The 18,998-nt window shown below is 63.6% G+C and carries 16 protein-coding genes and 2 pseudogenes; 9 read left to right on the top strand and 9 right to left on the bottom strand.

The features are described from left to right. Positions 1-190 precede the first annotated feature (190 nt). Both tal and dusA read right to left on the bottom strand, forming a co-directional pair. Positions 191-1,117 carry a transaldolase gene (gene tal / locus WMW70_RS21685; protein WP_341439536.1) on the bottom strand — a complete coding sequence of 309 codons (927 nt, stop codon included), beginning with the start codon at positions 1,115-1,117 and terminating at the stop codon, positions 191-193. A 41-nt stretch (positions 1,118-1,158) separates the two neighbouring features. After that, a complete protein-coding gene (dusA, locus tag WMW70_RS21680; protein WP_341439535.1) occupies positions 1,159-2,169 on the bottom strand; it encodes a tRNA dihydrouridine(20/20a) synthase DusA in 1,011 nt (336 codons plus the stop codon). A gap of 116 nt (positions 2,170-2,285) precedes the next feature. Here dusA and WMW70_RS21675 point away from each other — a divergent pair. Further along, a pseudogene (locus WMW70_RS21675) lies at positions 2,286-2,423 on the top strand (site-specific integrase); the annotation flags it as partial. A gap of 227 nt (positions 2,424-2,650) precedes the next feature. Then, a pseudogene (locus WMW70_RS21670) lies at positions 2,651-2,901 on the top strand (RND family transporter); the annotation flags it as partial. Positions 2,902-2,969: 68 nt separating this feature from the next. Here the strand turns inward: WMW70_RS21670 and WMW70_RS21665 are convergent. From WMW70_RS21665 to WMW70_RS21650, 4 genes are all read right to left on the bottom strand, one after another. Then, complete coding sequence (locus WMW70_RS21665) at positions 2,970-3,485, bottom strand: hypothetical protein (RefSeq protein WP_341439534.1); 516 nt, start codon at positions 3,483-3,485, stop codon at positions 2,970-2,972. Positions 3,486-3,645: 160 nt separating this feature from the next. After that, positions 3,646-4,833, bottom strand: coding sequence for an acetyl-CoA C-acetyltransferase (locus WMW70_RS21660; protein ID WP_341439533.1), 1,188 nt, complete (start codon positions 4,831-4,833; stop codon positions 3,646-3,648). Between the two features lie 126 nt (positions 4,834-4,959). Then, positions 4,960-5,616, bottom strand: a complete 657-nt coding sequence (locus tag WMW70_RS21655) for a CoA transferase subunit B (RefSeq protein ID WP_341439532.1) — start codon at positions 5,614-5,616, stop codon at positions 4,960-4,962. A gap of 33 nt (positions 5,617-5,649) precedes the next feature. Continuing rightward, positions 5,650-6,348, bottom strand: a complete 699-nt coding sequence (locus WMW70_RS21650) for a CoA transferase subunit A (protein ID WP_341439531.1) — start codon at positions 6,346-6,348, stop codon at positions 5,650-5,652. Between the two features lie 125 nt (positions 6,349-6,473). Here WMW70_RS21650 and WMW70_RS21645 point away from each other — a divergent pair, with 125 nt between their 5' ends. Further along, a complete protein-coding gene (locus WMW70_RS21645) occupies positions 6,474-7,376 on the top strand; it encodes a LysR family transcriptional regulator (protein WP_341439529.1) in 903 nt (300 codons plus the stop codon). Between the two features lie 88 nt (positions 7,377-7,464). Here the strand turns inward: WMW70_RS21645 and WMW70_RS21640 are convergent, their stop codons facing one another. Continuing rightward, positions 7,465-8,502: an AraC family transcriptional regulator gene (locus WMW70_RS21640; protein WP_341439528.1), complete on the bottom strand. Its 1,038-nt coding sequence runs from the start codon at positions 8,500-8,502 to the stop codon at positions 7,465-7,467. A 10-nt stretch (positions 8,503-8,512) separates the two neighbouring features. Continuing rightward, positions 8,513-9,430 carry a GGDEF domain-containing protein gene (locus WMW70_RS21635; RefSeq protein WP_341439527.1) on the bottom strand — a complete coding sequence of 306 codons (918 nt, stop codon included), beginning with the start codon at positions 9,428-9,430 and terminating at the stop codon, positions 8,513-8,515. A gap of 390 nt (positions 9,431-9,820) precedes the next feature. Between WMW70_RS21635 and WMW70_RS21630 the strand changes: the two genes are divergently transcribed. The 6 genes from WMW70_RS21630 (at position 9,821) to WMW70_RS21605 (ending at position 18,462) form a co-directional block, all read left to right on the top strand. Beyond that, the gene (locus WMW70_RS21630; RefSeq protein ID WP_341439526.1) at positions 9,821-12,328 is read left to right on the top strand and encodes a TonB-dependent receptor; all 2,508 of its coding nucleotides are present in this window, start codon (positions 9,821-9,823) and stop codon (positions 12,326-12,328) included. 73 nt (positions 12,329-12,401) lie between these two features. Continuing rightward, positions 12,402-14,327, top strand: a complete 1,926-nt coding sequence (locus WMW70_RS21625; RefSeq protein ID WP_341439525.1) for a phytase — start codon at positions 12,402-12,404, stop codon at positions 14,325-14,327. Between the two features lie 122 nt (positions 14,328-14,449). Further along, positions 14,450-15,175, top strand: a complete 726-nt coding sequence (gene tolQ / locus WMW70_RS21620) for a protein TolQ (protein ID WP_341439524.1) — start codon at positions 14,450-14,452, stop codon at positions 15,173-15,175. A 10-nt stretch (positions 15,176-15,185) separates the two neighbouring features. Continuing rightward, positions 15,186-15,629 (top strand): protein TolR, encoded by a 444-nt coding sequence (tolR, locus tag WMW70_RS21615; RefSeq protein WP_341439523.1) that lies wholly within the window; start codon positions 15,186-15,188, stop codon positions 15,627-15,629. 11 nt (positions 15,630-15,640) lie between these two features. Beyond that, a complete protein-coding gene (locus WMW70_RS21610) occupies positions 15,641-16,432 on the top strand; it encodes an energy transducer TonB (RefSeq protein ID WP_341439522.1) in 792 nt (263 codons plus the stop codon). 74 nt (positions 16,433-16,506) lie between these two features. Next, on the top strand, positions 16,507-18,462 hold the full coding sequence (locus WMW70_RS21605; protein ID WP_341439521.1) for a PhoX family protein: 1,956 nt from the start codon (positions 16,507-16,509) through the stop codon (positions 18,460-18,462). A gap of 155 nt (positions 18,463-18,617) precedes the next feature. Here the strand turns inward: WMW70_RS21605 and WMW70_RS21600 are convergent, their stop codons facing one another. After that, positions 18,618-18,833 (bottom strand): hypothetical protein, encoded by a 216-nt coding sequence (locus WMW70_RS21600; RefSeq protein ID WP_341439520.1) that lies wholly within the window; start codon positions 18,831-18,833, stop codon positions 18,618-18,620. Between the last annotated feature and the right edge of the window lie 165 nt (positions 18,834-18,998).

The raw sequence follows: 18,998 nt of genomic DNA, 5'->3' as shown, positions 1-18,998 counted from the left end.
GGCTATATCCCAATCATGTGCTGCAAGCGGCTTTGTAGGGGGCACCGGGCCGGCCCAGGCCCTACGCACCGGGCCTGCTGCAGACTCTTGCTGCGTTGAACGCCAACCTACGACTTATCGCCTGAAAACAGGCAATGGCTACATCGCCTGTTTACCCTGCAAGGCCACGCAGCAGGTCGTGAGCGGGTTCTCAGGCCAGAGCCGTCAGCAGTTTTTCCAGTTTCTCCTGATCACGGGCGAACTGGCGGATGCCTTCGGCCAGTTTCTCGGTGGCCATGGCGTCTTCGTTCATCGCCCAGCGGTACTGGCTTTCGCTCAGGCTCTGCTTGGCTTCGGCAGCCTGGCCTGGGTTTAGCAGGCGTGCCAGTGGCTGCTGGTCATCGGCCAGCTGCTGCAGCAGCTCGGGGCTGATGGTCAGGCGGTCACAGCCGGCCAGTTGTTCGATCTGGCCGATATTGCGAAAGCTCGCGCCCATCACCACGGTCGAGTAGGCATGGGCCTTGTAGTAGTTGTAGATGCGCGTGACCGACTGCACACCAGGGTCTTCGGCACCGACAAAATCACGGCCTTCGGCCTTCTTGTACCAGTCGTAGATGCGCCCGACGAAGGGCGAAATCAGAAACACCCCGGCATCGGCGCAGGCCTGGGCCTGGGCGAAGGAGAAGAGCAGGGTCAGGTTGCACTGGACACCAGTTTTTTCAAGCTGCTCGGCGGCGCGGATGCCTTCCCAGGTCGAAGCGATCTTGATCAGCACCCGTTCACGGCCGATGCCGGCTTGATCATAGAGATTGATCAGGCGTTCGGCGCGGCGCAGGGTGGCCTGGGTGTCGAAGGACAGCCGCGCATCCACTTCGGTGGAAATGCGCCCGGGGATGATTTTGAGGATTTCGCTGCCCACCGCGACGCCAAAATGGTCGCAGGCCAGGCCCAGGTCGCCCTGGCTGGCTGTGACTGCGCTTTTCAGCAGCTCGCCATAGCCTGGCATGGCCGCGGCCTTGAGCAGCAGGGAAGGGTTGGTGGTGGCATCGACCGGCTTCAGGCGGGCGATGGCGTCGAGGTCGCCGGTGTCGGCGACTACGGTGGTGAACTGCTTGAGTTGATCCAGCTTGGAGGTCATGACACAGCCTTGTTGTTGCGGATGCCCTGACCTTACCCGAGTCAGCGCCCTTGCAGCAATTGCGCAGCTTGATCGAACAGCGCCAGCGGATCATCGCTCTTGTGAATGTCCACCGAGAGCAGCTGGCGGAAGCGCCGCGCGCCGTTGAAACCCTGGCCCAGGCCGAGCATATGGCGGGTGATATGGTGCATGCTGCCGCCTTCGGCCAGGTGCGCGGCGATATAACCGCGCATGCTCTGCATGGCCTCCAAACGGCTCAGCACCGGGCGCGTGGCCCCGAACAGCTGCTGGTCGACCTGGGCCAGCAGATAGGGGTTGTGGTAGGCCTCGCGGCCGAGCATCACCCCGTCGAAGGTCTGCAGATGCTGCTGGCATTGCTCCAGAGTCTTGATGCCGCCGTTGAGGATGATCTCCAGATCGGGGAAGTCCTGCTTGAGCTGCGCGGCGATGTCGTAGCGCAGCGGCGGTACTTCGCGGTTCTCCTTGGGCGACAGGCCCTCGAGAATGGCGATGCGCGCGTGCACGGTAAAGCTGCGGCAACCGGCGTCGCGCACGGTGCCGACGAAATCGCACAGCTCGGCGTAGCTGTCGCGGCCGTTGATGCCGATGCGGTGCTTGACCGTCACCGGGATGCTTACCGCGTCCTGCATGGCCTTGACGCAATCGGCGACCAGCTGCGGGTGACCCATCAGGCAGGCACCGATCATATTGTTCTGCACCCGGTCGCTGGGGCAGCCGACGTTGAGGTTGACCTCGTTATAGCCCGCGTCTTGCGCCAGCTTGGCGCAGGCCGCCAGCTCCACCGGCACGCTACCGCCCAGCTGCAGGGCCAGAGGGTATTCGGCCGCGCTGTGACGCAGAAAACGCGCGCTGTCGTTATGCAGGATCGCACCGGTGGTGACCATCTCGGTATAGAGCAGGGCGTGCTGCGACAGCTGGCGCAGGAAGAAGCGGCAGTGCCTGTCCGTCCAATCCATCATCGGCGCAACGGAGAAGCGGCGCGACACTGTGGATGGCGTGATGGCTGGGTTAGAGGCGGATTCTAGAGGCATTTTTGAATCGTGTTCTCGACGTGTTTTCGGAGGTTTTCAGGCGATTTTCTCAGGTAGGTGGCAAAACGTACCGCCTGAAAAACTTCGTGTACCACCGGCCAGGAGATCCAGTGGCCGTGGCAACCATTCGAGCCCGAAAGAGTGCGGACGGATCACTCCGCTACACCGCACAACTCCGGATTAGGAATAACGGAGCGCAAGTCTACCAAGACAGCCAGACATTCTCCCGTAAACAGGCCGCGCAAGTCTGGAGTAGCGGTTCGAGGTTTCCTGGCTGGTCGGCGATCTGATGCAGGTGATGCTGTACTTCGGCGTATCCCATGGCGCGCAGAAGATGAACGGCATCATGCAGGACGCTGGCCGCGGCCCCATCCATTGTTGGCAGCGTGCTACATCATTCCCGTCTGTTCCTTGCCGGCCTGACCGCACTGCTGGCCGATGATCCAGGATCTGGCCATTTCCGCCAGTATTGGCGTAGACACTCAGTGCGCAACTGACCCTGCAACGTGCCGGGTTCCCCCTGACAGCAGCCTACAAGACTGTGCTGGCGTTTACCGGCAAGGTGGTTGCCTTGATTGGCAGCACGCTGGTTGCAGGCGTGGTCATCTGGGGGCGATCAAGTTCCAGGTCGACATGGGTATCCTGCTGACCTTCATGTTTATCTGGAACATGATCGGGGCACTGGTACTGATTCCGGCCTTGTCGCATTTCCTGCTGACAAAGGCCGCCTGACAGGGGGCCGAGTGATAGTTTTCACACCCTCCCTCCAAGGAGAGGGCTGGGGAAGGATATTGGCGTTCTTAGCCCTCATTCCTCCCCAGCAGCACTTTGCGGATTCCTTCGCCGCCAATGGCGCGAAAGAACTCGATGCTGGCGATCAGCGGTATCAGGATCAGCAGCATCAGCGTGATGGGGGCGACGAGCTCGATCCAGGATCGATCCAGCAGCTCTGCCATGATCCGGGCGGTTGTTTCGCCGTGGTGCCAGCCCACGACCAGTTCCTCCAGGGCCTTGAATGCCAGCAGAAACAGCAGCATCGCCAGGGCTTTCCAGGCGATCTTGTGCAGCAGCGGCGCGCCCCCGGAGAGTTGGCCAACTGACAAGACATGGCCGATCAGGATGACTTTGCCCAGCACCAGCGCCTTGATCAGGGCAACGCCATATGGGGCGAACTGAACGTCGTGGACCTGCAGGAGCGCGGCTTCGTTCATGGCGAGAACGCCGAAGCAGACGTACAGATACGCGCTGATTAGCAGGTAGTTGCGCAGCTCCTGCAGCACACGTTGTGATTTGCTCAAGCCGGTCTCGGCATCCATGTTTTGCCCCCCAGTCCAGGGTTTACCGACAACCTCGGATTCCGCTGCTGCGGCGTCAAGTTGGCCATTATGCGTCAACTCACCCGAGCTCTTCACTGATGATCGAAGTGCCTGCCGCAGCCGTTGCACATGAGCCACGATGCTGCGACAGGGGAGTCCGTTATAAACCGGGTCTGGAAAGCGCCAGCGCCACGCCCTGACCGCCGCCGGTGCACAGGGTGGCCAGGCCCTTCCTGGCGTTGCGCTTGATCATCTCATGCAGCAGGGTCACCAGAATCCGGCAACCGGAGCCGCCGATGGGGTGGCCGAGGGCGATGGCACCGCCGTTGACGTTGACCTTGCTGGCGTCCCAGCCCAGTTCCTGGCCTACGGCCAGGGCTTGGGCGGCGAAGGCCTCGTTGGCTTCGATCAGGTCCAGCTCGTCGAGCTGCCAGCCGGCCTTGGCCAGGCAGCGCCGGGTGGCGCTGACCGGGCCAATGCCCATGATCGCCGGGTCGACGCCGGCGTTGGCGTAAGCAGCGATTTTCGCCAATACCGGCAGGCCGAGGGCCTCGGCTTTGGCGGCGCTCATCAGCAGCACCGCGGCGGCCCCGTCGTTGAGGCTGGAGGCGTTGCCGGCGGTGACGCTGCCGTCCTTCTTGAATGCGGGCTTCAGCTTGCCCAGCGATTCGGCGGTGGTGCCGGTGCGGGGTTGTTCGTCCGTGGCGAAGGCGATGGGATCGCCCTTGCGCTGGGGGATCAGGATCGGGGTGATTTCCTCGACGAAGCGCCCGGCTTCGATGGCAGCGCAGGCTTTCTGCTGCGAGGCCGCGGCGAATGCGTCCTGGGCTTCACGGCTGATACCGTACTTGTCCACCAGATTCTCGGCCGTGATGCCCATGTGGTAGTCATTGAAGGCGTCCCACAGGCCGTCGACGATCATCGTGTCGAGCATCTGCGCGTGGCCCATGCGCAGGCCGGTGCGGGCCTTGGGCAGGACATAGGGCGACAGGCTCATGTTCTCCATGCCGCCGGCGATCATCACCTCGGCATCACCGCAGCGGATCGCCTGGGCGGCCAGATGCAGGGCCTTGAGGCCCGAGCCGCAGACCTTGTTCAGGGTCAGGGCCGGCACGGCGTGGGGCAGGCCGGCGAGAATCGCCGCCTGGCGCGCCGGGTTCTGCCCGCTGCCTGCGGTGAGTACCTGGCCGAGTATCACTTCGTCGACCTGCGCACCGTCCAGGCCGGTTTGCGCCAGCAGCTGACGGATCACCGCCGCGCCCAGTTCGGGGGCGGGGATGCTCGCCAGCGAACCCTGGAAGCTGCCGGTGGCGGTACGGGTGGCGGCGACGATAACGACTTCTTGCATGGTGCTCTCCCTTGGGGCAGTGAACGGATAACGCTGCACGCAGCGTGGATGATTCGCCCCATTCGATAAGTTAAAACCGCCCCGCAGGCAGCCAGGCGTGGTGGCAGCTTGCGGGGCGGGGGTTGCTCAGAAGCTCATTTCGATGACGTCGTCTGGCACGATCAACTTGCCGGCGGTCTTGCTGACAATTTCCTCGATGCTTACGCCCGGCGCGCGTTCGCGCAGGATAAAGGCACCGCCCTCGATCTCCAGATAGGCCAGGTCGGTCAGCACCTTGCGGATACAGCCGCAGCCGGTGAGCGGCAGGCTGCAGTGGTTGAGCAGCTTGGATTCGCCGTCCTTGGAAGCGTGGGTCATGGTGACGATGATGTTGTCGGCACCGGCCACCAGGTCCATCGCGCCGCCCATGCCCTTGATCAGCTTGCCGGGGATCATCCAGGAGGCGATGTTGCCGCGCACGTCCACCTCGAAAGCACCGAGCACGGTGAGGTCGACGTGGCCGCCACGGATCATGGCGAAGGACTCGGCGGAGGAGAAGATCGAAGCGCCGGCGCGGGCGGTGACCGTCTGCTTGCCGGCGTTGATCATATCGGCGTCCACTTCATCCGCCGTGGGGAAGGCCCCCATGCCGAGCAGGCCGTTTTCCGACTGCAGCATCACATCGATGCCGGCGGGCACGTAGTTGGCCACCAGGGTCGGGATGCCTATCCCCAGGTTGACGTAGTAACCATCCTTGAGCTCACGCGCGACGCGCTGAGCCATCTGTTCACGGGTAAGTGCCATGGCGAAATTCTCTTGTCGTTTAGTCGTGGACGATCAGGCGCGCAGGGTGCGCTTCTCGATGCGCTTCTCGAAGTTGCCCTGGATGATGCGATCGACATAGATGCCCGGGGTGTGGATCTGGGTCGGATCCAGTTCGCCCGGCTCGACTATTTCCTCCACCTCGACCACGGTGATGCGCCCGGCAGTGGCCACCACCGGGTTGAAATTCTGCGCGGTGTGGCGGTAGATCACATTGCCGAAGTGGTCGGCCTTCCAGCCTTTGACGATGGCGAAGTCGCCGGTGATGGCCGGTTCGAGGATGTAGTGGCGGCCGTTGATCTCGCGTGCCTCCTTGCCCTCGGCGACCAGGGTGCCGTAGCCGGTGGCGGTGAAGAACGCCGGGATGCCGGCACCGCCGGCGCGCAGCTTCTCGGCCAGGGTGCCTTGCGGGGTCAGTTCGACCTCCAGTTCGCCGCTCAGCAGCTGCTGCTCGAACAGGGCATTTTCGCCGACATAGGAGGCGACCATCTTGCGGATCTGCCGGTCCTCCAGCAGTACGCCGAGGCCGAAGCCGTCGACGCCGCAGTTGTTGGAAACCACGGTCAATCCGCTGACGCCGCGGCGGCGGATCTCGGCAATCAGGTTCTCCGGAATTCCGCACAGACCGAAGCCGCCTGCCAGGACGGTCATGCCATCGGTGAGACCGGCCAGGGCCTCCTCGTAGCTGCCTACACGTTTGTCGAGTCCACTCATGCTGCTGCGCCTCTTGTCATTGTTGGGCCGGCAATCGTGCTGCCGGGAAGCGAGGCAGAGCTTCTCTTGCATAGACTGTTTTGTTAAGTTTGTTTTTCTTTGCGATTGATCACTAAAGTAAATAAATGACCGTCAAGCAATTGCGTGCCTTTCTCGCCGTGGCCCAGAGCCTGAGTTTTGCCCAGGCCTGCGAGCGCCTGCACCTGTCTCAGCCGGCCCTGAGCCTGGCGATCAAGAATCTGGAAGAGTCCCTCGGTGGCCAGTTGCTGACGCGCACCACCCGCAGCGTCAGGCTGACCCCGGAGGGCGAGACCCTGTTGCCCATCGCCCGGCGTCTGCTGGTGGACTGGGACAACACCGAGGAGTTGCTGCGCCAGCACTTCACCCTGCAATTGGGCAAGGTGGCAGTGGCGGCCATGCCGTCCTTCGCCGGCAACCGTCTGCCGGCGGCGCTCAAGGCCTTTCGCGACGCCTACCCGCGGGTCAACGTAGCGGTGCATGACGTGATCAATGAGCGGGTGATGGAGATGGTGCGCGAGCGCCGCGTCGAACTGGGCGTGGCCTTCGAGCCGGCGGCGCTCGATGGCCTGCAGTTCACCCCGCTGTACAACGACCGCTTCGTCGCCGTGGTACCGGCCAGCAGCGAATTGGCCAGTCGCGATGCGCTGAGCTGGGCGGATCTGTTGGGCCAGCCCTTTATCGCCCTGCAGCGTCCTTCCGCCGTGCGGCTACTGCTGGAAGACAGCATCGCCGCCCTGCACGGCAAGTTGCCGGTGGCTTTCGAGAGTCATCAATTGGCAACGGTGGGGCGTATGGTCGCCGAGGGTCTGGGGGTAAGCGCGGTACCCAGCCTATGCCGAGGGCAGATGGAGGAGTTGGGCGCGCGCTGCTTACCTCTCAATGAGCCTCAGGTGGAACGCCGCGTCGGCCTGCTGCACCTGGCCGGTCATCAGTTGTCGAGTGCGGCGCAGGCCATGGCCGATGTGTTGATGGCGCAGGCTTTGGCCTTTTCCGACGATCGCAGCTGATAGATACGAGATCATCGATTTTCGTACTGGCACCAGCATCTAGTCGCGGCTTGATTGAGTTACTCAGCCTTGTGGTTTGAACGCGCGGCTACCCCGCCTCAAATAACTGCCGCAGCGCGCTGGGTGACAGCCCGGTCCAGCGCTTGAACGAGCGGCGGAAGTTGGTCGCATCGTGGAAGCTGAGGAAATCGGCGATCTCCTCATTGCTGTAGGCCTTGATCCGGTACAGGTAGAGCGCCACGTGCTTGCGCACAAGGTCGTGCTGTTCCTGATAGTGCGTGCCGTGCTTGCGCAGTTTGCGTTTGAAGGTCGCAGGACTCATTTCGAAGGCGTGCGCGGCCTGTTCCAGGCTGGGGGACTGGCGCACGTTGGCTTGCAGCCAGGCATATAAACGGTCCAGCAGGCTGGCCTGAAAACCAAGGCCCTGCAGTTGCCGCGTAGCTTCCTGGCGGGCCACCGCGCCGGCGGTATGCGCCGCCTGGGGCCAGGCGGCGGTCAGAAATTCGCGGGGCAGGCGCAGCATGTCCAGCTGGCTGTCGAAATGCAGGTCTTCGCCCAGGTGCACCCAGTACTGTTCGACATAGCGCGGCTGCGGGTGGGCGAAGTGGAAGCGCCACGGCAGCTGTTGCCCGGACAGCCAGCGCGCCATCGCCACCACCGCGGTCATGCAGGCCTCGACCAGAAAACGCCAGTGCGGTCCGGCACCGCTGCTGTCGACCCAGTAGAGGTAGGCGTACTGCTCGTCGAGCAGCAGCCGGGGGGCCAGCAGGGGGCTGAACAGCGCGCGCATCTCGATCAGCAGTTCCAGCGCCTGCTGAAGGTTGCCGGCCTGCTGCAGCGCCTGGCTGGCCGCGCCATAGTGGCCAGGCAACAGGCGCTGGCCGAACAGAAAGCTGGTGTCGTCGGCTTCCAGCAGGCGTTGCGCGTTATCGATCAGCACCAGGAACTGCTGCGGGCTGATGCGCATCTGCCCGGCGAGAATGTCATCGTAGAACAGGCCGCTACCGCGCAGCAGGCGATGGGTGTCGATCTCGCGGCTGATGGCCAGATCGATCAAGGCCGCAGGCTGGTAATGGGCGGCAATAAAGCGACTGTCGCATTCGTACCAGGGGGTTTTCACGGTCATGCTATTGGCCTCAGGCGCGCTTGATCTGCGGCGGCTGCTTGGCCCGGGCGAGGGCTTGATTGAGGCGTTGCAGCAGGCTTTCCGGGCTGTCCTGCACCGCCATCGCCACTGCCACGCTGGCCTGCAGCTGCAGGCGCTCGCCGTGCTGACTGCTCTTGTAGGCCAGGTGTTGCACGGCGTTCTGCAGTTCGTGCGCCAACTGCCGCGCCTGGCGCTCGCCGGTGTGCGGCAGCAGCGCGACGAAACGGTCGCCGGCCAGGCGGCAGAGCAGGTCCTGGCGGCGCAGGTTGAGCAGCAGCGCCTGGGTCAGCACCTGCAGAACGCGGTCGCCTTCGGCGTGGCCGTGTTCGCGATTGATTGCGCTGAAGTCGTCGAGGTCGAGGATCACCAGCGACAGCGGCTGCTGCTCGCTGTGCGCCTCCTGCAAGGCCTGCTGCAGTTGCAGGCGTAGGTAGTCGGCCCCGCCCAGCGGCGTGACCTTGTCGAACAGGCGATGCTCGCGGAACAGGCGTTCGCGCTTTTCCATCTGCCCGCTGATCGCCAGTTGTTCACGGTGCCAGTGGTAGATGCCCAGGGTCATCAGGATAAACCCCACGGGCATCGGCCCCGACTCCAGCCACTTGTCCCAGGCGATGTTCTCAGGCAATTGCACGAACTCGTCGAGGCTATCCATCCACAGTGAGAAGAACAGGCAGGCCAGGCCGTAGAACAGCAATGTGGTGACCTGCCCGGCCGGGCGACTTTTCAGCAGCAGGCCGATCCACACCAGCACCAGCAGCGCCGAGCCGCCTTCACCGCCGATATCGGTCCAGTTCCACTGGCTCAGCGCCTTGAGCGTGCCGACGCCGAGGTAGGCGAGCAGGCCGAAGTTGGCCGCCAGCAACAGGCCGGTGAGTTTCCATACGTGCAATTTCAGCAGTGGCGGCATGGCCAATAGGCTCCGCAGAGGGTAATGGCCGCCAGCACAACAGACGCAGATGACAGTTTGGTTGCAGCGGGGGAGGTCAATTTGGCTCAGGGTTCTTCGCCGATTTATTGCGCTTTCCGGCGATCAGGCGGTTCCTGCCGGTGCCTGTTGGCGCATTTCTGCCGCGCTATAGATGAAGGGTTGCGTTAAACCGCGCACCGGTCTGTCTGCTCGGCTGCAAAGATGCAGTCATTTCAGCTCAATTGCATGCTAGAGCCTGCTGAAACCCGCTGTTTTAGCGCTATGGCGGCAAGTGCTGTCACAGAAGCGTCATCACTCCTGCCTAGCTTCCGCTCCCCAGTAGCCCGGCCATTGCAGCCTGGCAGCGATCAATCTTGGGGAGGGTAGGTGATGAAGGTGCGCAGCAGTTCCGCTGGCAATTCGGGTTGGCAGATCAGCGTTCTGGCCCTGGCGATTGCCTCCAGCAGCCAGTTGCTGGCGGCAGAGCCGGCCACCGAATACGTCGAAGTGGTCGGCCAGGCCGTCAGCATCGACAAGGCGCTGAAAGAGCAGCGCAGTTCCGACAACGTCGAGAGCGTGGTGCACGCCGACGGCATCGGCCAGCTGCCGGACGACAACGCCGCCGAAGCGCTGCAGCGTATTCCCGGCCTGTCGGTTGAACGCGACCAGGGCGAGGGGCGCTTCGTCAGCGTGCGCGGCATCGGCCCGGACCTGAACAGCGTGACCATCAACGGCACCCTGGTGCCCTCGCCGGAAAGTGACCGCCGCGCGGTCGCTCTGGATGTCTTGCCCTCGGAGCTGGTGCAGTCGCTGACGGTGGTCAAATCCCTGACCCCGGACATGGACGCCAACTCCCTGGGCGGCACGGTGGAGGTGGAGAGCCTGTCGGCCTTCGACCACGAAGGGCTGTTCTATACCGGCAGCGCCGAAGGCAGTTACGACGAGAATACCGAGCAGACCAGCCCGAAATTTTCCGGCGCGATCAGCGACCGCTTCAGCCTGGGCGACGGTATCGACAACTTCGGTGTGGCCGCGGCGTTGAGCTGGCAGGAGCGCGATTTCGGTTCGGACAACGTCGAAACCGGCGGTGCCTGGGACTTCGACAACGGTGCCCGGCTCGAAGAGCTGGAACAGCGCAACTATGCCATTACCCGCGAGCGCACCGGCTTTGGCCTGAACTTCGACTACAAGCCCGATGACCTTTCCAGCTATTACCTGCGCACCCTTTATAGCCGTTACAAGGACAGCGAAACCCGCAACGCTGCCGGCGTCGAGTTTGCCGACGCGCAGTTGCCGGGCGAAAGCGGCGATGCCGAAGGCTACCGCGAGCTGAAGAGCCGCGAGGAAACCCAGCAAGTGCAGTCTTACGTACTGGGTGGCGAGCGCATGCAGGGCCTGTGGACCATCGGTGCCCAGGCCGGTTACAGCCGCTCCAGCGAAGACAGCCCGGGAGGCATTGCCGGGGCGACCTTCGAAGGTAACGACGATTTTGCCGATGCCGGTTTCAGCAACAGCAAGAAGCCGCGCCTGAATATCGACTCGGCGTTCTACGACCCGAGCAACTTCACCCTCAGCGAAATCGAGTGGGAAAAGCAGAAGACCACCGACACCGAGCAGAACATCAAGCTTGACCTGGCGCGCGACTATGACCTCAGCGGTTATGCCTCCCAGGTCAAGTTCGGCGGCAAGCTCAGCCGGCGGGAAAAAGACAATGACCAGGAAGCCTGGAAGTATGAGGATCTCGGCGATGTCGGCCTGAGCGATGCCGACCTCAACCTCGACCAGTTCACCAAGGGCAGCGTGGATTACGGCCTGGGCCGCTTTGGCCCCGGTATCAGCGCCAAGGCCATCGAGCGCCTGCTGGGCGGCCTGAACAGAGACGACTTCTACAACGCAGAAGAGTCGCGCGTAAATGACTTCGAGATGAGCGAAGACATCAACGCCGCCTACCTGATGAACAGCCTCGACCTCGACGACTGGCGCTTTATCGCCGGGGTGCGCTACGAGGGCACCGAGTTCCAGGCCAAGGGCAGCGGCATCCGTGATGGGGTCTTCGAAAACACCGAGAGCGACACGCGCTATGAGCACTGGTTGCCGGGCCTGCATGCGCGTTATCAGCTCAACGCCAGTACCCAACTGCGCGCGGCCTGGACCAATACCGTGGTGCGGCCGACCTTCGGCCAACTGGCACCGGGCTTCGTCATTGACGGTGACGAGGCCAGCTTCGGCAACCCTGAACTCGATCCGCTGGAGGCGATGAATTTCGACCTCGGTATTGAGCACTATATGGGGCGTGCGGGTGTGGTCTCGGCGTTCGTGTTCTACAAGGACATCGACAGCTTCGTCTACAACACCGACCTGGGCGGCACCGGCATCTGGGCCGACTTCGCCGAAGCCAACACCTATGCCAATGGCGACAGCGCCAAGTTGTATGGCCTGGAGCTGGCCTACTCGCAGAAATTCGACTGGCTGCCGGCACCCTGGAACGGGCTGCTGGTGGGGGCCAACGCCACCTTCAGCCGCTCCGATGCGAAGATCGAAGGGCAGGGCCTGTCGCGCAGCATCGACCTGCCCAACCAGTCGGACACGGTCGGCAACCTGATGCTCGGCTGGGAAGACGACAAACTCAGCTTGCGCCTGTCGGCCAACTACAAGTCCGAGTACCTGGCTGAGGTCGCCGCCATCGATGACAAGGCCCATGACCTCTATGCCGACGAGCAACTGTTCGTCGACTTCAGCGCCGGCTACTTCCTCACCCCGGCCCTGCAGCTGACCTTCCAGGCGCAGAACCTGACGGACGAGTCCTTCTACGTCTACAGCGGCCGCAGCGACTTCAACGCCCAGTACGAAGAGTACGGCCCGACCTACAAGCTCGGCCTGACCTTTACCCACTTCTGACCCCTGTACTGGCCGGAGGCTTGAGCCTGCGTGCCCGTTGCAGCGTTAAATCTTCAACTAAGGATTTGTTTGTATGCACCTTTCGTTTCTGCGGAAAAACCTGCTGCTCGCCAGCCTGATTGCCTTGAGTGCGTGCCAGAGCACGGTGGCCGAACACTCCGCCGCAGCCCTGAGCCTGCAGGCGCTGGCCAGCCCGGGCATGGACGCGGTCGAGGCGGCGCAATGGCTGTCCAGCGACAGCTTCTGGCCAGGTGCCGAGCGCCTGCAGAGCAGCGAGAAAAAGGGCCTGTTCGTGCTCGATCAGCAGGGCGCGACCCTCAGCCAGTTGCCCGGCACCTTCGCCAGCATCGATCACCGGGTCGGCCCGCGCGTGCTGCTGGTGGCGGCCCTGGACGTCGACCGTCAGCAGGCCATGCTGGTCAACTTGAAGAATCGGCGTTGGGGCGAGCCGGTTTATCTGCCGCGCCCGGCTTACAAGATCGATGGCCTGTGCCTGTACCGCGATGCGGCGCATAACGCCTTTGTCTTTCTGATCGGTGAGGAAGGTATCGGCGAGCAGTGGCTGGTGGCCCAGAACGAGGTCCCGCTGTTGGCACCCAAACGTGTACGTGGCATGAGCCTGCCGCCGGCCAGCGAGTATTGCCAGGTCGACGATCAGGCCGAACGCCTGTATGTCAACGAAGAAAACGTCGGCCTGTGGGCCTACGCCGCCCACGCCGAGGCCGATCTGGTGCGCGAGCCGGTAGGCCTGGTGCAGCCGTTCGGTGATATCGGCAAGGCGCTCGCAGGCATGGCCGTGGTGCCGGGCGGGGTGCTGGCGCTGGACCCGGAAAGCAACAGCCTGCACCACTATCAGCGTGACCAAGCCGGCTGGCAGGCTCAGCCCGTACTGCCCCTGGGCAAGCTGAACGAACCGCAGGGCCTCAGCGTGCGAGCGGTTGCGGGCGGCCTGGAACTGCTGGTGCGCGACGACGACGGCCTGCAGCGCGGGCAGTTGAACTGGCAGGCGCAAGCCCCTGAAGCGCAGCCGACACTGCCGATTTTGCCGGTGCAGGTGCAGACCGATCCGGTCCCGAGCCTGGGCGATGCCGCCGATGATCCGGCGATCTGGGTGCACCCGAGTGACCCGCGCAAGAGCCGCGTGCTGGGCACCGACAAACAGGGCGGCCTGCTGGCCTATGACCTGGCCGGCAAGCAGCTGCAGGACCTGCGCGTCGGGCGGATGAACAACGTCGATGTGCGCGCCGGCTTCGACCTCAGTGGCCAGTTGGTCGACCTGGCCGTGGCCAGCAACCGTGACCATAACAGCCTGCAGTTGTTCGCCATCGACCGCAGCAGCGGCGAGCTGCGCAACCTGGGCCAGTTGCCCACGCCGCTCACCGATATCTACGGCCTGTGCATGTTTAAGGATGCCGCCGGGGCAATCCATGCCGTTGCCAACGACAAGGACGGCACCTTTGTGCAGTACCGCCTGAGTGCGGACGCCGGGCGGATCAAGGGCGAGCAGGTGCGCCAGTTCAAGGTCGACGGCCAACCGGAAGGTTGCGTTGCCGATGACCGCAACCAGCGCCTGTTTATCGGCGAAGAGGATGTCGCGGTCTGGACGCTGGATGCCCGCGCCGATGCGCCAGCCCGGCTGGAGCAGGTGATTGCGGCTGGTGATGTGGTCCATGACGACATCGAAGGCCTGGCCATTTATCAGGGCGCAACCCGCAACTACCTGGTGATTTCCAGCCAGGGTAACGACAGCTACGTGGTGCTCGACGCCACTGCGCCCTATGCCGTGCGCGGCGCGTTCCGCATCGGCCTGAACGCACAACAGGGTATCGACGGCACCTCGGAAACCGACGGCCTGGACGTTACCTCGGCCAACCTCGGCGGCAGCTGGAGCGCCGGCATGCTGGTGGTGCAGGACGGCCGCAAACGCATGCCCGAAGACCGGCAGAACTACAAATACCTACCCTGGACCGCGGTGGCCGAAGCCCTCGGTCTGGAGTAAGCAGCACACGCTGTAGGAGCCAGCCTTTACCGGCTTCAAGGTGGCCGTCATCAATCGGCAACACAAACGTAATCGAATAGCGGCCGAGGGTTTTCCTCGGCGCGCGATGCAAGGAGACACCCATGCACAACACCCTCGAACAGATGACTGTCTGGGGCCTGATCACTGATGCCAGCCTGCTGGTACAGGCGGTAATGCTCACCCTGTTGCTGGCCTCGCTGCTCAGCTGGTACCTGATCATCCAGCGCAGCGCAGTATTGCGTCGCAGCGAACGCCTGCTGAAAGACTTCCAGCTGCGTTTTCGCAGCGGCCACGACCTTGCCCAGCTGTACCGCGAAGGCCACGAAGTCGAAGGTAATGGCGGGCTGGATGAGGATGCCGGTTTGCAGCAGATCTTCCAGGCCGGCTATCACGAGTTCATCCAGCTCAAGCGCGAACCGGGAATTGCCGGTGAGCTGGTGATCGACGGCGTCGAGCGTTCGCTGCTGGTGGCCATCAGCGAGCAGGAAGAGCGCCTGGAAAAGGGCCTGCCGTTTCTCGCCACGGTCGGTTCGGTCAGCCCCTATATCGGCCTGTTCGGCACCGTGTGGGGGATCATGAATTCCTTTATCGGCCTGTCCCAGGTGCAGCAGGCGACGCTGTCCACGGTCGCCCCGGGCATTGCCGAAGCGCTGATCGCCACGGCCATCGGCCTGTTCGCGGCGATTCCCGCGGTGATCGCCTACAACCGCTTCAGCGCCCGCGTCGCCACCCTGACCTCGCGCTATTACGGCTTCGGCAACGAATTGCAGGCACGTCTGCACCGCAAGCTGCACGCCGCCAGCAGCCACGTCAGCGCCGCCGCCTGAGGAAACCGCCATGCGCAAGCCGATAAACAAACACGCGCCCAAGGCCGAGATGAACGTGGTGCCCTACATCGACGTGATGCTGGTGCTGCTGGTGATCTTTATGGTCACCGCGCCGATGCTCACCCAGGGGGTGAAGGTCGAGCTGCCCAAGGTCGCCAGCGAAGCGCTGCCCACCGATACCCAGCAGCAGATCCTCACCCTCTCGGTGCAGGCGGACGGCGGCTATTACTGGAACCTGGGCAGCGAGTTGAATACCGAGCAGCAGACCGACAGCGCCGTGGGCCTGGAGGAAATGACCGCCCAGGTGACGCAGATCATCGCCGAGCGCGGCGACACCCAGGTGTATATCCGCGCCGATCAGGCCGCTGACTACGCCACCGTGGTCGCCGGTATCGCCGCCTTGCAGAAGGGCGGGGTGAGCAACCTCGGCCTGATCACCGAGGCCCCGCAGTGAGCAGCGTGCTGATGGACAATCCCGCTTCTGTTGTCTGGCCCAGATTGCCAATCTCGCGTCTGCGCAATGCCCAGGCTGCGCTATTAACCCTGGCCCTGCATGGGTTGGTGCTGGCCCTGTTGCTGGTCAACTGGCCGGTGGAAAAGCCCGCCGCACCGAGCATCAACACCATCAGCATGCAGTTGCTCAGCCTGCCGCCTCCCGCGCCTGTGGTGGAAACCGCGCCACCCGTGCCGGTCGAAGCTCCGCAGCCGGAAGCGCTTGCGCCGGTGCAGCCGCAGATCGACCCGCGTATCGCCCAGCAAAAGCTGGAGCAGGCGGCGCTGGCGCACAAGCGTGTGGAGCAGGAGAAGCTTGAGCAGCAACGCCAGCGGCTTGAAAGCAAACGTCAGGAGCAGGCTCGGCAAGAACAGCAAGAGCGTGAGCAGGCGCAACAACGCCAAGCCGCCGAGCAGCTGGCAGCACAGCAACGTCAGCAGACTGCCGACGCAGCTGCCGAGCAGGCGCGTCAGGCCGAAGCCGCTGCGGCGGCCAGCCGTCAGTACCTGCCGATTGCCAAGAAGGCACCGGCTTACCCGCGGCGCGCACTGGACAAGGGTATCGAGGGCGAATGTACGGTCAGCTACACAGTCAATGCCCAGGGGCGGGTTGAACAGCCCGAGGTGGTCGGTGCCTGCCATCCCTTGTTTATCCGACCCTCATTGGCCGCAGCCAAGAGCTTTCGCTACCAGCCGCGGGTGATCGATGGCCGCGCCGTCGCCGTACCCAATGTGAAGAACACCTTTACCTACCGGATCGAATAACCCATGCCCGCCGTCCAGGCTGCTCCGTATCGAGCGGTGCGGGGCGGTGCGCGCCACTTTTTGCGAGAGCCGTAATGAACCCGGATCACCAACAGTTTCACGCAAGCCTTGAAGCCCACGATGATGTGGCGATCAACCCTAGCGCAAACCTGGCGCTCAGCGACGTGGTTAACCCAGCTCGACGCAATGTGCTCAAGGGCGGCCTTACCCTGGCCGCGCTCGGTTTCTTCGCCGGTGGCATCAGTGCCTGCCGCAGTGCCGGGGCCAGCCCGCTGCTGGGCTTCAAGGGCGTGCCGGTGCAGATCGACCCGCAATTCGATCGCGTGCTGGTCGCCGAAGGCTACAGCGCCACGCCGTTCTTCTCCTGGGGCGACCCGGTCGAGGCCGGCGCGCCGCAGTGGAACCCGGATGCCAGCGACGATTGGCAGGCCCAACTCAAGCAGGCCGGGGACAACCACGACGGCATGGATTTCTTCGCCTTCGAGGGCGAAACCGACCGTGGTCTGCTGGTGATGAACCACGAATACGTCAACCCGCCGCTGCACCCCGGTAACCGCATCGACCAGAGCAAGCCGCGGCCGCTGAATGAGGTGCGCAAGGAGCAGGCCGCCCATGGCGTATCGGTGATCGAGGTGCAGAAGGCTGCGGACGGCCAGTGGCAGCGGGTCATGGATTCGCCCTACAACCGCCGCATCAGCGCCCTCACCGCCATGCGCATCGCCGGCCCACTGGCCGGACACGCGCTGATGCAAACCGTCGCCGACCCCAGCGGCCGTGAAGTGCTCGGCACAATCAACAACTGCGCCACCGGCATCACCCCCTGGGGCACCTTCCTCACCTGCGAGGAAAACTGGCACAACTACTTTATCAACCGTGATCAGGCCGACTACGCCAGCCGCGTGTCGCACAAGCGCTATGGCCTGGCCCAAGAGGGCACCAGCAAGAATTACGCCTGGGAAACCGCCGACCCGCGCTTCGACGCCACCCCCGACCCGCGGCAAGCCCACGGCGGCTACGTCAACGAGCCGCACCGCTTTGGCTGGGTGGTGGAAATCGACCCCTTCGACCCGCAGGCGCAGCCGATCAAACGCACCGCCTTTGGTCGCTTCAGCCGTGAATGCGCGGCCCTGAGCCTGGGCGATGACGGGCGCATGGCGTTTTATTCCGGCGACGACGCCAAGGGCGAGTACGTCTACAAGTTCGTCCCCAGTGGGCGTTTCGATGCGGCCAAGCCCAAGGCCAACCGCGACCTGCTGGATGAAGGCACCCTCTACGTCGCGCGTTTCGATGCCGACGGCTCCGGTCAATGGCTGGCCCTGGTCCATGGACAGAACGGCCTGACCGCCGCCAGTGGCTTTGCCAGCCAGGCCGAGGTGCTGCTAAACGCCCGCGCCGCCGCCGACCTGGTGGGGGCAACGCCGATGGACAGGCCCGAGTGGGCGGCCGTGCATCCCGCCAGCCGAGAGGTCTATGTGGCCCTGACCAATAACGATGGTCGTGGCGACAAACAGCCCACCGATAAAGCCAACCCGCGCCCGCAGAACCTGCATGGGCAAATCCTGCGTTTCAAGGAGCAGGGTGCCGACCCCAGCGCCGAAACCTTCAGTTGGGAGCTGTTTCTCCTGGCCGGCGAGCAGAAAGGGGCCCGTGACGCCAACGGCAACGCGGTGCCCGCCAATCTCACCGGCACCATCAACGGCGACCTCTTTTCCTCGCCCGATGGCCTGGCCTTCGACCGCCACGGACGGCTGTGGATTCAGACCGACTACGGCGACGATGAAGCGGCGATGCAGGCCATGGGCTGCAACCAGCTGCTCTGCGCCGACCCCAGCACCCGCGAGGTCAGACGCTTTCTGGTCGGTCCGCGCGGCTGCGAAATCACCGGCCTGGCCTGGAGCCCGGATGGCAAGACGATGTGGGCGAATGTGCAGCATCCCGGCATCAGCTACCCGGCCAGCGACGGCCAGAGCCGGCCGCGTTCGACCACGGTGCTGATTTCTAAAAATGATGGCGGGGTGATTGGCAGCTAAGCCGCGAGGGCAGGGACTGAGTTATAGGCTTGAGCGGCTTATCTCAACGAGCGTCAACGGTCAGGATTTCTGGCCGTTGACGGCGGCGTATGGGCGGCTGGGCGCGGTACTTGAGCGGCCATCTAGGCAGGCAGCTCAACGGACTCAATGCCATTTCAGGCGCGTTTCAACGCCTGGCCGGCGATCTCTTCTCGGGCGCCGCGCAGTTGAGCGGCATCCAGGTTCATCCGATGGATCACGTTGAACAGTTGCTGCCTGAGCACCTCGTCGCCAATTCTTTCCGCCGCGCGCATCACGGCAACTGCGGCAGTCTCATTGTTGCTGGCCACCTGGTCGAGCGTTTTGCAGAGGTGTCGTATCGTGCGGCTCACAAGCGTGCTCTCCTGAATTTGTGTGTGCACTGTAGAGCCGGCATATTTCCTTTTGATTTCAGCCTGTCAATCGCAGCTTGCCGGCTTCTCGACCGCCGTGCGGCATGGCAGCCGAGGGTGCCGGCCGTTGGTCAGCTGCATTGAGCGATGGCCCATAAAATCCTC

It is taken from the genome of Pseudomonas sp. XK-1, from assembly GCF_038069885.1.
GTDB lineage: Bacteria > Pseudomonadota > Gammaproteobacteria > Pseudomonadales > Pseudomonadaceae > Aquipseudomonas.
The sequence above is the reverse complement of the archived record's forward strand: the minus strand, read 5'-3'. Positions and strand labels throughout refer to the sequence as shown.

Bases quoted from the DNA above. Each gene is read 5' to 3' on its own strand.
- tal (WP_341439536.1), bottom strand. From the start codon at position 1,117: ATGACCTCCAAGCTGGATCAACTCAAGCAGTTCACCACCGTAGTCGCC.
- dusA (WP_341439535.1), bottom strand. From the start codon at position 2,169: ATGCCTCTAGAATCCGCCTCTAACCCAGCCATCACGCCATCCACAGTG.
- WMW70_RS21665 (WP_341439534.1), bottom strand. From the start codon at position 3,485: ATGGATGCCGAGACCGGCTTGAGCAAATCACAACGTGTGCTGCAGGAG.
- WMW70_RS21660 (WP_341439533.1), bottom strand. From the start codon at position 4,833: ATGCAAGAAGTCGTTATCGTCGCCGCCACCCGTACCGCCACCGGCAGC.
- WMW70_RS21655 (WP_341439532.1), bottom strand. From the start codon at position 5,616: ATGGCACTTACCCGTGAACAGATGGCTCAGCGCGTCGCGCGTGAGCTC.
- WMW70_RS21650 (WP_341439531.1), bottom strand. From the start codon at position 6,348: ATGAGTGGACTCGACAAACGTGTAGGCAGCTACGAGGAGGCCCTGGCC.
- WMW70_RS21645 (WP_341439529.1), top strand. From the start codon at position 6,474: ATGACCGTCAAGCAATTGCGTGCCTTTCTCGCCGTGGCCCAGAGCCTG.
- WMW70_RS21640 (WP_341439528.1), bottom strand. From the start codon at position 8,502: ATGACCGTGAAAACCCCCTGGTACGAATGCGACAGTCGCTTTATTGCC.
- WMW70_RS21635 (WP_341439527.1), bottom strand. From the start codon at position 9,430: ATGCCGCCACTGCTGAAATTGCACGTATGGAAACTCACCGGCCTGTTG.
- WMW70_RS21630 (WP_341439526.1), top strand. From the start codon at position 9,821: ATGAAGGTGCGCAGCAGTTCCGCTGGCAATTCGGGTTGGCAGATCAGC.
- WMW70_RS21625 (WP_341439525.1), top strand. From the start codon at position 12,402: ATGCACCTTTCGTTTCTGCGGAAAAACCTGCTGCTCGCCAGCCTGATT.
- tolQ (WP_341439524.1), top strand. From the start codon at position 14,450: ATGCACAACACCCTCGAACAGATGACTGTCTGGGGCCTGATCACTGAT.
- tolR (WP_341439523.1), top strand. From the start codon at position 15,186: ATGCGCAAGCCGATAAACAAACACGCGCCCAAGGCCGAGATGAACGTG.
- WMW70_RS21610 (WP_341439522.1), top strand. From the start codon at position 15,641: ATGGACAATCCCGCTTCTGTTGTCTGGCCCAGATTGCCAATCTCGCGT.
- WMW70_RS21605 (WP_341439521.1), top strand. From the start codon at position 16,507: ATGAACCCGGATCACCAACAGTTTCACGCAAGCCTTGAAGCCCACGAT.